At 69.9% G+C, this 13005-nt stretch carries 10 protein-coding genes; 4 read left to right on the top strand and 6 right to left on the bottom strand.

Features of this window, described 5'->3' with window-relative positions:
* Positions 1–18: 18 nt before the first annotated feature.
* Positions 19–267: a WhiB family transcriptional regulator gene (locus tag BFN33_RS15415; RefSeq protein WP_176742400.1), complete on the bottom strand. Its 249-nt coding sequence runs from the start codon at positions 265–267 to the stop codon at positions 19–21.
* A gap of 225 nt (positions 268–492) precedes the next feature.
* Between BFN33_RS15415 and BFN33_RS15410 the strand changes: the two genes are divergently transcribed.
* Positions 493–1284 (top strand): VOC family protein, encoded by a 792-nt coding sequence (locus BFN33_RS15410; RefSeq protein ID WP_069760594.1) that lies wholly within the window; start codon positions 493–495, stop codon positions 1282–1284.
* Between the two features lie 19 nt (positions 1285–1303).
* Here BFN33_RS15410 and BFN33_RS15405 read toward each other — a convergent pair whose 3' ends face one another.
* The 3 genes from BFN33_RS15405 to BFN33_RS15395 form a co-directional block, all read right to left on the bottom strand.
* On the bottom strand, positions 1304–2329 hold the full coding sequence (locus BFN33_RS15405) for a LacI family DNA-binding transcriptional regulator (protein WP_069760593.1): 1026 nt from the start codon (positions 2327–2329) through the stop codon (positions 1304–1306).
* Between the two features lie 358 nt (positions 2330–2687).
* The gene (locus tag BFN33_RS15400; RefSeq protein ID WP_069760592.1) at positions 2688–3602 is read right to left on the bottom strand and encodes an ornithine cyclodeaminase family protein; all 915 of its coding nucleotides are present in this window, start codon (positions 3600–3602) and stop codon (positions 2688–2690) included.
* A 14-nt stretch (positions 3603–3616) separates the two neighbouring features.
* The gene (locus BFN33_RS15395) at positions 3617–4597 is read right to left on the bottom strand and encodes a multicopper oxidase domain-containing protein (RefSeq protein WP_069760591.1); all 981 of its coding nucleotides are present in this window, start codon (positions 4595–4597) and stop codon (positions 3617–3619) included.
* Positions 4598–4786: 189 nt separating this feature from the next.
* On the opposite strand from BFN33_RS15395, the gene BFN33_RS15390 reads away from it, so the two are divergent.
* A complete protein-coding gene (locus BFN33_RS15390) occupies positions 4787–7285 on the top strand; it encodes a ThuA domain-containing protein (protein ID WP_176742393.1) in 2499 nt (832 codons plus the stop codon).
* Positions 7285–9477, top strand: coding sequence for a family 16 glycoside hydrolase (locus BFN33_RS15385; RefSeq protein ID WP_069760589.1), 2193 nt, complete (start codon positions 7285–7287; stop codon positions 9475–9477). Before BFN33_RS15390 ends, BFN33_RS15385 begins: the two co-directional genes overlap by 1 nt.
* Here the strand turns inward: BFN33_RS15385 and ligD are convergent.
* Positions 9464–10495, bottom strand: coding sequence for a non-homologous end-joining DNA ligase (ligD, locus tag BFN33_RS15380; RefSeq protein WP_069760588.1), 1032 nt, complete (start codon positions 10493–10495; stop codon positions 9464–9466). The two genes, BFN33_RS15385 and ligD, sit on opposite strands and share 14 nt — an antisense overlap.
* A gap of 65 nt (positions 10496–10560) precedes the next feature.
* Between ligD and BFN33_RS15375 the strand changes: the two genes are divergently transcribed.
* On the top strand, positions 10561–11622 hold the full coding sequence (locus BFN33_RS15375) for an ATP-dependent DNA ligase (RefSeq protein ID WP_069760587.1): 1062 nt from the start codon (positions 10561–10563) through the stop codon (positions 11620–11622).
* A gap of 9 nt (positions 11623–11631) precedes the next feature.
* Here the strand turns inward: BFN33_RS15375 and BFN33_RS15370 are convergent, their stop codons facing one another.
* Entirely contained in the window at positions 11632–12822 is a 1191-nt protein-coding gene (locus BFN33_RS15370; protein ID WP_069760586.1) for a zinc-dependent alcohol dehydrogenase, read from the bottom strand.
* Positions 12823–13005: the final 183 nt, after the last annotated feature.

Raw genomic sequence — 13005 nt, 5'->3', positions numbered from 1 at the left:
CACTTCGGGCCCCTCGGCTCATCGGTTTTCCAGCCGCCTGAGCGCCAGCCGCTCCTTCTCGGAGAGGCCGCCCCAGACGCCGAAACGTTCGTCGTTGGCCAGGGCGTACTCGAGACAGGCCGAGCGCATCTCGCACATGCCGCAGATGCGCTTCGCCTCCCGTACCGAGCTGCCCGGCTCGGGAAAGAAGAAGTCCGCCCCGGTCTGCGCGCACAACGCCTGCGCCTGCCAGGCGGGGTCGGTCGGGGTGATGGTGTCGATGTGCATGGCGGAGATCGTGCCGGGCAGCGAAAAACGTTCGATCAACGCGCGATCAACGACCCCGTTCATGGCTTTCCTCGCCTCGATGGTCCTCCGCCCGGTACGGGGGTGCACGGCGGCGCGCGGAAACGGTTCATCCGACGATCCGCGGCGTCGTACCGGCGGCGATTGTCAGTGGAGGGTGCAAGACTCGGCAGTGCAGGCAACGGGACCCCTCAGAGGAGGGCAGAGATGCTCACGACCCGTTATGTCACCGGCGCTCCGAACTGGCTGGATCTCGGCACCCCCGACATCGACGGCGCCACCACCTTCTACGGCGGCCTGTTCGGCTGGGAGTTCCAGCCGGGCCCGCCCGAAGCCGGCGGCTACGGCTTCTTCCGGCTCGGCGGCAGAACCGCCGCGGGCGGCATGCAGACCACACCGGAGCAGGGCCCGCCCTCCTGGACCGTGTACTTCCAGACCCCGGACGCGGACGCCACCGCGAAGGCGGCCGAGCAGGCGCACGGCTCGGTGCTGATGCAGCCCATGGACGTGATGGGCCAGGGCAGCATGGCGATCCTCGCCGACAAGGCGGGCGTGCCCTTCGGCGTCTGGCAGCCCAAGGAGAACAAGGGTCTCGAGGTCACCCAGGAGCCGGGCTCGCTGTGCTGGGTCGAGCTGTACACGGCCGACCTGCCGATGGCCGCCTACTTCTACCGTGCGACTCTCGGCCTGGAGACCTACGGGGTCGACTTCCCCGGCGGCACGTACACGACGGTGCTGCCGGACGGGCAGGGCGAGGACGCCATGTTCGGCGGCATCGTCCCGTTCGCCGACGATCCACTGGAGGCGCAGGCCGGGGCGTACTGGATGCCGTACTTCGAGGTCACGGACACGGACGAGACGGTGGCAAAGGCACAGGAACTGGGCGGCAGCGTCCGGCTGCCCGCCACGGACGTGCCGGGCGTCGGCCGGGTCGCCAAGCTGGCCGACCCGTACGGCGTCCGCTTCGCGATCATCAAAAGCGCGCCGCAGCAGACGTGACCGCGGTGGGGACGGGAGATCAGGCCGAGGCGCGGCGGATCAGCGTGGTCGGCAGGACGACACCGGCCGGGGTGGCTCCCCCGCTTCCCCGGTCGAGGTCTCGCAGCAGCAGGCGGGCCATCAACCGGCCCATCTCCTCGATGTCCTGACGGACCGTCGTCAGCGGCGGATCGGTCTGTTCGGCGACCGGCAGCATGTCGTCGAAGCCGATCACCGCCACGTCCTCGGGCACCCGGCGCCCTCGCTCGCGCAGCACGCGCAGGGCGCCTGACGCCGTGAGGTCGTTGGCGGCGAACACCGCGTCCAGGTCCGGGCACCGGTCGAGGAGTTCGCGCATCGCCCGCTCCCCGCCGGCCGGGGTGAAGTCGCCCCGTACGACAAGCTTCGGGTCGGCGTCGCCCATGACGTCCTGGTAGCCGTCGAGCCGGTCCGCGGCGGAGGTCTGGTCGAGGGCGCCGGTGATGTGGGCGACACGGGTGCGTCCGAGTCCGACGAGATGCCGCACGGCCTCGCGGGCACCGCCCCGGTTGTCGCTGTCGACGTACACGGCATCCGTCGTCCCGTCGCTCCACCCGGGCCTGCCGCCGAACACCGTGGGGACACCGGCCCGTTGGATCAGTTCCGGCAGCGGGTCGTCGAGGTGCAGCGAGAAGACGAGCGCGCCGTCTACGTGGCCTCCGGCGAGGTAGCGCCCGACGCGGGCGTGGTCGTCGCGGCCCTCGGTGAGCAGCAGGACGAGTTGATTGTCGTGACCGGTCAACTCCTTGCTGATTCCCCGGAGTTGCAGCGCGAAGAAGGGGTCCGCGAAGACCCTGGTCTCGGGTTCGGCCACGACCACGGCGACGGCGTCATGGCGCCGGGTGACGAGACTGCGGGCGGCCTGGTTGGGGACGTAACCGAGCTCGTCGACGGCCCTGCGCACCCGCTCGACGAGCGGTTCCCTGACCCCGTCCCCGCCGTTCACCACCCGGGACACGGTGGCCCGCGACACCCCGGCCCGGGCCGCCACGGCCTCCAGTGTGGGGCGCGGCGCTGTGTCGGTCACTTCGGGACTCCTCGTCGGCGGGTGCGGATCAGGATAGCGCCGGAGGGGACACCGGTGAGAGCGCTCTCGGGGTTGGTGGAGGAGGCTTGCGCACCGGGAACCCAAAGCGAGGAGCGCCCCCGTGTTCGGCTGGGCGCACTGGCTGCTCACCGCGCGGGGATCCGGGCGGGATCCGGGCGGGATCCGGGCGGGCAGCGCGTCCTTGGGGGCTACGGCGCCGATCGCGACCGGTTTGTGGAGTGCCGCCTCGGCGAGGAGACCGTCGAGCCGGGCACCGAGGGCCGCCTGGTCCGTCCCGACGGCGGTGCGCTCGGTCACCGCCGTACCTCACCGTCTCCCGGGGGGCTCGTGACGGGATTCAGGCCAGTAGGTCCACCCGCTGTCCGATCCCCGCCCGTTCGGCCCGCCCGTACGCCGTCCAGGCCAGCGCGAGGTCCTGCCAGGGCATGCCCACGGGGGCGTAGACCGTGCGGTCCGTGTCGGTCGTCCGGCCGGGGTGCTCGGACCGTGCCACCTCGCCGAGGGTCGCGTCGGCCGCCCTCAGCGCCCCCACGTCCGCCGCGAGTTCACGATCGTCGACCACCAGGAGTGCCGCGTCCAGCAGATCGGCGGCCAGTTCCGCCTTGCCGGGCTCGTCCACGCCCAGGCTCGTGAAGTGCTGGCCCGGCCTGGTGTCCCGCAGGTGCAGCAGTGGTTCCCTCGACCAGGTGGCCGACAGGACGATGCCGGCGGCCGCGGCGACCTCCGCGGCGCAGGACACCACGCGCCCGCCGTGCCGCGCGGCGAACTCCGCGGCGCGGTCGGCGGACGTGTCCTGGACGACGAGGGCGCTGCGGGGCCGTAGCGCCGCGAGTCCCCGCACCATCAACTCGGCCTGTGCGCCCGCCCCGATCACTCCGACGACGTCTCCCCGGCCGGCGAGCAGATGTGTGCCCAGGGCGGCCGCGAGGCCGGTGCGCCAGGCCGTGACCGTCGCCGAGTCCAGCAGCGCCAGCAACTCTCCGTCGGTGCCACTGTGCAGGCAGATCACCCCGCGCAGGGCGGGCCGGGCCCCGGGGAACTTGGCGTTGACCTTCACCGTGTAGGCCGGGATGCCGGGGAGCAGGCCCGGGATCAGCGCGGTGGCCGTACCGGGGAACGGGAGGTCCGTGCGCACCCGTTGCCCCGCGATCGGCACCGCCTCCGCGTGCCGGAAGCCCTCCCGCAGAGCGCCGATGCAGGCCTCCGGCTCCAGCACCGCTTCCAGGTCACCACGGGTGAGAAGAAGAGTCACCCGTCCATGATCCGTCAGTGCTCGTGCCCGGCCTGCTGCTCCGTGTGCTCGTGCGGCTCGTACCCGGGGATCGTGCCGTCCGTCTTCTTCACCAGGAACAGGCCCACCATGCCCATGTCGGAGTGGCTCTGCACATGGCAGTGGTACATCCACGCGCCCGCGCCGACCCCCTCCCCCGCGATCACCTGGAAGCCGAAGGAGTCCGCCGGGCCCACGATCTTGTTGTCGATGACCTGGCTCGGGTCGTCGGGGCCGGTGAGCATGCCCGTGCGGTTGTCCGCCCAGCGGTGACCGTGCATGTGGAAGGTGTGGTAGTACTCGCCGTGCGTGATCATCACGAACTCGACGCGATCGCCCACCGTGGCCTCGAAGTCGGGCCCCGAGTGGGCGGGCTTGTTGTTGATGAGCATGTCGTTGAAGACGATCGTGTGGGTGGCGTCGGGGAGGACATCGCCCTTGCGGCGGACGATCACGGGTCCGTAGAGGCCCTTGCGGATGCCGCCGGTGCCGTGTTCCGTGCCGACGACGTGGTCGTGGTAGTGCCAGTAGCCCGCGCTGCCCGCCCGCCAGGTGCCGTCGCTCCGGCGGCCCGGCAGATGGGTGCGCCAGGTGTAGGTGCGGGTGCCGCCCGGTTCGACGTCGCTCTTGTTCAGCTTGGTGCCGTCGCTGGAGATCTCGTAGTCCAGGCCGTGGACGTGCAGGCTCGCCCTGACGTCCATGGTGTTCTCGAACTCGATGTGCAGGGTGTCGCCCTCGTTGAGCTCGATGAGCGGACCCGGGATGGTCGCCTTGCCCTTCTCGAGGCCGTAGCCCATCTGCCCGTCGGCGAGCTTCTCGGCGTACAGCTTGATGCGCTTGACCTCGCCGCCGCCCGGGGCCGCCGTCGCCGGGCCGGTGTCGCTCCGGGCCTCCGGCGCCAGGGACAACGATGTCGCGACAGCCGCACCGCCGAGCAGCACCCGCCGGTTGAATCCACGTCTGTCCAGTGCGCCCATGCGGAACTCCCCACCGTGATACGGATTTTGCGGAGACGTGCCTGTGATGAACCTGTGAGACGGTACCGGCCCCCGAGCCGTTTATCCACACTCAGGACAAAGTTGGTCCGATCCCGGTCATAGGTATTGGCGAGTGACGCAAAGGGGTCTAGCTTCCATGGCGCTGTTGCTGTGACCGAGGAGGTGCCCATGCACTTACGAGGGTTGAGCGCGAGAAGCGGAGGAAGCACGAGAAGACGGGTCTGGACGGCCACCGTGACCGCGGGGGTCGTCGCCGCCGGGCTGATGTCCGGACCCGCGGCGGGGGCCCTGCCGGCTCCCGATCCGTCCGCGACAACGATGTCCGTCAAGTCGCCACCGGGCGGCGCCGATGTACGGGTGCTGGTCTTCTACGGATCCGCGGCCGCCGGGGACGAATCACCGGTCGTCAACGCCGGGATCGCCGCCGTCGAGAAGATCGGGCTCTCCGGTCCCGTGAACCAGCGGTTCGAGACCGAAGCCACGGACGACGCCAGAGTCTTCACCGACGAGAAGGCGCTGGGGAGTTACAACGCGATCGTCTTCCTGACCGGCGGCGGCGATGTCCTCGACCCCGACCAGGAGGCCGGCCTGGAGGCCTACATGGAGGCGGGCGGCGGTTTCGTCGGCATTCATGACGCGGCCCGCGCCGAGCCGTACTCCGACTGGTTCACCGGCCTCGTCGGCGCCCGTCCGGCCGCCTCCAGCCCAACGGCCGTCCAGCGGGCCACCGTTGAGGTCGGCGACCGGCAGCATCCGGCGACCAAGGATCTGCCGGTGCAGTGGAAGCGTCCCGACCAGTGGTTCAACTGGACGAAGAACCCGTCCGGTGACGTGCACACCGTGGCCCGGGTGCGCGAGTCGACCTACCAGCCCGGCGCGAGCGCCAACGGCTGGGACCACCCGGTGAGCTGGTGCCGGGACTACGACGGCGGCCGGTCCTTCTACACCGGCATGGGCGGCACGGTGGCCTCGTACGACGAGACCGACTTCCGGACCCATCTGCGTGGTGCGCTGCTGTGGACCTCGCGACTGGTGCAGGCCGACTGCAAGGCGACCATCAACGGCAACTACAAGGCCGAACGCCTCACCCAGCCCAACCAGGCGGGGCAGAACGACCAGATCGGCGAGCCGCACGGCCTGGTCACCGCCCCCGACGGCCGGGTCCTGTACATCGGGCGGGGCGGCGCCGACTCCTCCCAGCCGGTGATCACCGACTGGAACAACCCGGACGTCGGCAAGGGCAAGGGTCAGATCCACGTCTACGACCCGGCGACCAAGAAGGTCACCCTGGCGGGCGAGCTGACCGTCTTCGGCAACAAGGGCGGCGGCGACGAGCTGGTGAAGGTCGAGGAGGGGCTGCTCGGCATCGAGCTCGACCCGCGCTTCGAGCAGAACGGCTGGGTGTATCTGCACTACACCCCGCACGACCGGCTCAACCGCGACACCCAGATCGCCGAGCGCCGGGTCTCCCGCTTCACACTCGACCTGACGACGAACAAACTGGACCTGAACAGCGAGAAGGTCCTGCTCAAGTGGCCGGTCCAGGTGCACAGTTGCTGCCACGCCGGCGGCGGGATGTCCTGGGACTCCAAGGGCAACCTGTACATCGCGACCGGCGACAACAACTCCAGCGGCTTCAGCGGCGGTTACTCGGGCAACAACCCGCAGCCGAACTACAAGGGCGTCTCCTTCGCGGACGCGCGCCGCACCGCCGGCAACACCAACAACCTCAACGGCAAGATCCTGCGCATCCACCCGGAGCCCGACGGGACGTACACGCTGCCCGCGGGGAACCTCTTCACGGGCAAGGAGACCGACGAGGGCGGCGGCAAGACCCGCGGCGAGATCTATGTCATGGGCGTCAGGAACCCGGCCCGTATCTTCGTCGACAAGAAGACCGACATCCTGTACGCGGGATGGGTCGGCCCGGACGCGGGCGAGCCCTCGACGACCTGGGGCCCGGCCAAGTACGACACCTTCGCCGTCATCACCAGGGCGAGCAACCGGGGCTGGCCCTACTGCATGGGCAACAAGCAGCCCTACCGCGACCGCAACCTGCCGGATCCCAACCAGCCGCTGGGCTGGTACGACTGCGACCACCCGAAGAACGAGTCGCCCAACAACGACGGACTGGTCAACCTCCCGCCGGTGACGGGCAACAACATCTGGTACTCGCCCCAGGGCGGCGCCCCGGACTACCCGCGCGACGCGAACGGCATCCCCTCCTACAAGCAGGAGGACGCCAAGTACCTGCTGCCGTGGCTCAAGGGCGGCGGCCAGGCCGCGATGAACGGGCCGGTCTACCGCTACGACGCCGCCTCGGCCACCAGCACCGTCAAGTGGCCCTCCTACTGGGACGGCAAGTGGTTCGTCGGCGACTTCTACGACGCCGACCAGCCGCGCAACGCCGTCATCACCGATCCGAAAACCCACGGGGACGGCGGACTGCCCGTCCACTCCGAGTCGCTCAAGAAGATCGTGCCGATCGGCAACGACGGCATCAAGAACCTCATGGACTGGAAGTTCGGTCCGGACGGCGCACTGTACGTCCTCGACTACGGGCGCGGCTTCTTCACCTCGGACGCCAAGTCGGCGCTGTGGCGGGTCACTTACAAGGGCGGCGGTCCGACACCGGCCGCCGGACAGCTGGCGAGAGGAGGGCAGTGATGCACCCCCGAAGAGCTCTGACCGTCCTGTTGGCCGCCCTGCTGATGATGCTCGGCCTCCAGTCGACGTCCGCGGCACGGCCTGACACGGTCCCGGCGGCGGCCCAGACACTCACCTGGACCGCCGGCGACGACATCACCAAGTACGGCTCCGTCCCGACGACGGCCGTCGCGGGCTCGGCCACGATCGTCTTCGAGAACAGCGCGGCCACCGGCAACACCACCGGTATGCCGCACACGTTGACCTTCGTGACCAGTGACCCCGAGTTCAACAACGACGTCGAACTCAACATCCTCGCCAACCCGAACGACGACATGGGCGGCCGCCACACCGCCGAGGTCACGCTCACCCCGGGCCGCTACTTCTACCACTGCACGATCCCGGGCCACGGCCAGATGCAGGGCATCCTCGTGGTGACCGAGGGCACCGGCGAGGACACCACCGCGCCGACGCCCCAGGCCCAGGTGACCGGCACGCAGAACGCGCAGGGCCAGTACGTCGGTTCGGCGAGCGTGGCGGTCACGGCGACCGACGAGGCCGGTGGCTCGGGCGTCGACCGGATCGAGTACGCGACCGGGGACACGGGTGCCTGGCAGCCGTACACCGCCCCGGTCGTCTTCGACCAGGTCGGCAGCCACACGGTGCGTTACCGGGCCGTCGACAAGGCGGGCAACGTCTCCGCCGAGAAGAGCGTCGACTTCACGGTCGTGGCACCGCCGTCCGACGACACCGCCCCGCCGGACACCTCGGCGACGGTCAGCGGCGAGCAGAACCCGGACGGCACGTACGTCGACATGGCGTCGGTGACGGTGTCGGCCTCCGACACCGGGTCCGGGGTCAACACCATCGAGTACGCGGTGAACGACGGGAGTTGGCAGCCGTACACCATGCCCGTGATGGTGCACCAGGTCGGCGCCCACACCGTGCGTTACCGGGCGACCGACAAGGCGGGCAACGTGGCCGCCGAGAAGAGCGTCCGGTTCACGGTGGTCGCGACGGCCCCGCAGGACACCACCCCGCCGGTGACCGGTGTGACCGTGGACGGCACCCGGAACTCCGACGGGGCGTACGTGGGCAACGCCAAGGTGACCGTGAGCGCCACGGACGAGGGCGGTTCAGGTGTCTCCGGCGTCGAGTACTCGATCGACGCCGGACCCTACCTGGCGTACACCGCTCCCGTGGTCGTCGACCGGGCGGGCACCCACACCCTGGCGTACCGGGCGACGGACAAGGCAGGCAACACCTCGGCCGCTCGCACGGTGACCTTCACGGTGGTCTCCGGTCAGGTCCCGGCGCCCAACTGCGCGGAGTTCGACGAGCGGTTGACGGTGATCGTCGGCACGGTCGACAGCGGGGTGCCGAACCGGATCACGAACAGCCGGTGCCGGATCAACGAGTTGATCGAGGACGAGAAGGAGTGGACGTCCCACGCGCTGTTCCTCAAGCACGTGAAGACCGTTCTGGACAAGCTCTTCAGGGACGGGGTCGTCGACGAGCGCGAGTACGACGCCATCGACGCCGCGGCCCGTGAGTCCGGGATCGGCAAGCCGGGGCAGACCGAGGGCTACCGCACGATCCTCGACGGCAGCGCGGCGTCCTTCGCCAAGTGGCAGCAGGTGGGCGGCGGATCGTTCGCACCCAACGGCGACGGGTCGATCACGTCCGGCACCACGAAGGACGGCCTCGGCATGCTCTGGTTCCCGGAGCGCAAGTACGGCGACTTCTCGCTCAAGCTCCAGTGGCGGGACGACGCCCCGGGCTCCGGTAACGCCAACTCCGGTGTATTCGTGCGGTTCCCGTGGGTCCACGACAATCCGGAGGAGCCCCGGCCCGAGTGGGCCGCCATCAAGTTCGGCCACGAGGTGCAGGTGCTCGACCGGCCCGACGGCGACATGTACAAGACCGGTTCAATCTACGGCTTCGACCGGGTGGGACTCGCCGGTGCCGGCGTCACCCAGAAGGGCACGTGGAACGACTACGAGATCCGGGTGGTCGACCAGCACTACTCGGTCTACCGCAACGGCGTGCTGATCAACGAGTTCGACAACATCGGCGGTCAGGATTTCTACCCGGCCCGCTCGGACGACCCGGGCACGGACGGACGGCGGTTCTCCTCCGGCTACATCGGGCTCCAGGTGCACAGCACGACCGACGTGGTCTCGTACCGGGACATCAGGATCAAGGAGCTGTAGGAGGCGCCTTTCGCGACGTGTCCCGGCTCGGCTGTACCCGCTTGGGCTCCCCCGGCATCTTCGGATACTCGGGCGGGTACGGCAGATCACCGAGCCCGTGGTCGTGCTCGTCACGGCGGGCCAGTTCGAGCAGGGCGTCCAGCGAGAAGGCGTGATCGTCCATGTCCGCGTGCACATCGCCGAGTTCGGCGAAGCGCGCGGGCATGGTCGCGATGTCGAAGTCCTGCGGGTGCGCCTCGCCGACCTCCTCCCAGCGCAGGGGTGCGGAGACAGGGGCGTGCGGGCGGGGCCGTACCGAATAGGCGGAGGCGATCGTGCGGTCGCGGGCCGTCTGGTTGTAGTCGATGAAGATGCGCTTCCCTCGCTCCTCCTTCCACCACTTGATGGTCACGTGGTCCGGCATCCGGCGTTCCATCTCGCGCCCGACCGCGATCGCGGCCCGCCGCACCTGGGTGAAGGTCCAGCGCGGTTCGATCGGCACGAAGACGTGCAGACCGCGTCCGCCGGAGGTCTTGGGCCAGCCGCGCAGACCGCCGAACTCCCCCAGCACCGACCGCAGTTCATGAGCCGCGCGCACGGCGTCGTCGTAGTCCGTGCCGGGCTGCGGGTCGAGGTCGATGCGGAGTTCGTCGGGGTGGTCGACGTCGTCGCGGCGGACCGGCCAGGGGTGGAAGGTGAGGGTGCCGAACTGGGCGGCCCACAGGACGGCGGCCTCCTCGGTCGGGCACATCTCGTCGGCGCTGCGGCCGCTGGGGAAAGTGATGTGGGCGGTCGGGATCCAGTCGGGCATGTTCTTGGGCGCCCGCTTCTGGAAGAAGTTCTCCCCGGTCACACCGTCCGGGTAGCGCTCCAGGGTGGTGGGGCGGTCGCGCAGGGCGCGCAGGATGCCGGGGGCGACGGCCTGGTAGTAGCGGGCGAGGTCCAGCTTGGTGAAGCCGCGCTCCGGGAAGAAGATCTTGTCCGGGCTGGACAGCCGTACGGTCCGGCCGCCCGCCTCCAGTTCCACCGCGTCACCCATGCGAGCCACGGTAAGCGAGCCCGGCATATCAGGCATTTCGGGGCACCCGCGTGCAGAATCGGACCATGGATCTACCGGTGATGCCCCCCGTGAAGCCCATGCTCGCCAAGTCCGTGGCGAAGATCCCGCCGGACATGCACTACGAGGCGAAGTGGGACGGGTTCCGCGCCATCGTCTTCCGGGACAGGGCCGAGGTCGAGCTGGGCAGCCGTACCGGCAAGACGCTGACCAGGTATTTCCCCGAGCTGGTGGAGGCACTGCGGGAGCGGCTGCCCGAGCGCTGTGTGATGGACGGGGAGATCGTGATCGCGCGTGACCGCCGGCTGGACTTCGACGCGCTGTCCGAGCGCATCCATCCGGCGGACTCGCGGGTGCGGACGCTCGCCGAGCGGACGCCGGCCTCCTTCGTCGCCTTCGACCTGCTGGCCCTTCAGGACGAATCACTGCTGAACGTCCCGCTGACCGACCGCAGGAAGCTGCTCACCACGGCTCTGTCCGGCGTCACGGCGCCGGTGCACCTGGCACCGGCGACCACGGACATCGACGTGGCCCGCCATTGGTTCGAGCAGTACGAGGGGGCGGGCCTGGACGGTGTCATCGCCAAGCCGCTCACCCTGCGCTATCTGCAGGACGAGCGCGCCATGTTCAAGATCAAGCACGAGCGCACGGCGGACGTGGTGGTGGCGGGCTACCGGCTGCACAAGAGCGGCCCGGTCGTCGGTTCCCTGCTGCTGGGGCTCCACGACGACCGGGGCACCCTCCAGCACGTCGGTGTGTCCGCGGCCTTCCCCATGAAGCGGCGCGCCGAGCTGATCGACGAGCTGGAGCCGCTGCGGATGGAGGACGCGTCCGGCCACCCCTGGGCGGCCTGGGCCGAGGAGGCCGCCCACGAGAGCGCCCGGCTGCCCGGGGCGCCGAGCCGCTGGTCGGGCAAGAAGGACCTGTCCTGGGTGCCGCTCAGGCCGGAGCGGGTGGCGGAGGTGGCGTACGACCACATGGAGAACGGCGTACGGTTCCGCCACACCGCCCGTTTCCGCCGCTGGCGGCCCGACCGGACGGCCGAGAGCTGCACGTACGCGCAACTGGAGGAGCCGGTGCGCTACGACCTGGACGAGATCCTGCGCTGACGCGCCGGGTCAGGGCCGCATCAGCACCTTGACCGCGCCCTCCTGCTTCTTCTGGAACATCTCGTACGCGTGCGGCGCGTCCGACAGCGGCACGTGATGGGTCGCGAAGTCGTCGACGCCGAGCGGGTCCTCGTCCGTCAGGTACGGGATGATCTCGTCGCTCCAGCGCCGCACGTTGGCCTGGCCCATCCGGATCTGGATCTGCTTGTCGAACATCGTGAGCATCGGCAGCGGGTCGGCCATGCCGCCGTAGACGCCGATCAGCGAGAGCGTGCCGCCGCGGCGCACCAGTTCGATGGCGGTGTGCAGGGCGGCGAGCCGGTCGACGCTGAAGCGCTCGGCGAACGGCCCGCTGAGCTTCCTGGGCAGCAGGGCCGAGGCGTTCTGGGCGAGCCGGGCGACCGCGCTGCCGTGGGCCTCGGTGCCGACGGCGTCGATGACGGCGTCCGGGCCGCGTCCGTCGGTCTCGTCGCGGATCGCCTGGACCAGCTCCTTCTCGCTGTCGAAGCTCCTGAGGTCGTACGTCTCCACGCCCCGCAGGCGGGCCCGCCGCAGCCGTTCGGTCACCAGGTCGACGCCGAAGACACGCCCGGCGCCGCGTACCTGCGCGACCCGGCAGGCCATGTCGCCGATGGGGCCGAGGCCGAGCACGGCGACGCTGCCACCCTCGGGGATGTCCGCGTAGGCGACGGCCTGCCAGGCGGTGGGCAGCACGTCGGAGAGGTAGACGAAGCGGTCGTCCGGCGGGCCCTCGGGAACCTTGATCGGCCCGTACTGGGCCTGCGGGACCCGGAGGTACTCGGCCTGGGCCCCGGGTACGGCGCCGTAGAGCCGGGTGTAGCCGAACAGGGCGGCACCCATGCCCTCGCTGGTGACCTGGGTGGTCTCGCACTGGGTCGGCAGCCCGGTCATGCACATCCAGCAGTTGCCGCAGGCGATCTGGAAGGGCACGACGACCCGGTCGCCCGCCGCGAGGTCCGGCACCCCGGCGCCGACCTCCTCGACGATGCCCATGGGTTCATGGCCGAGGATGTCACCCGGCGTCATGAACGGGGTGAGCACCTCGTAGAGATGCAGGTCGGAGCCGCACAATCCGGTCGAGGTGATCCGGATGACCGCGTCCGTCGGTTCCTTGATCTTCGGATCGGGCACCTCCTCCACCTGCACGTCCCGCTTGCCCTGCCAGGTCACAGCCTTCATGCCGGGCACTCCCTCCGTCACCTCGCGTGTCGGTCCTGGGTAGGCGCCCCGGGTACCCGGGGGCGCCTTGGCCGAACCGTGATTGAGGGCCGATCGGCGTACTCGACGCGACTAATCAGAAACGGACGGGTATGGCCATCAATGAACTTATTAGCGCACAATCGAAGACACGAAACGGGCGGG

The sequence above is a fragment of the Streptomyces sp. LUP47B genome (assembly GCF_001746295.1).
GTDB lineage: Bacteria > Actinomycetota > Actinomycetes > Streptomycetales > Streptomycetaceae > Streptomyces.
The sequence above is the reverse complement of the archived record's forward strand: the minus strand, read 5'-3'. Positions and strand labels throughout refer to the sequence as shown.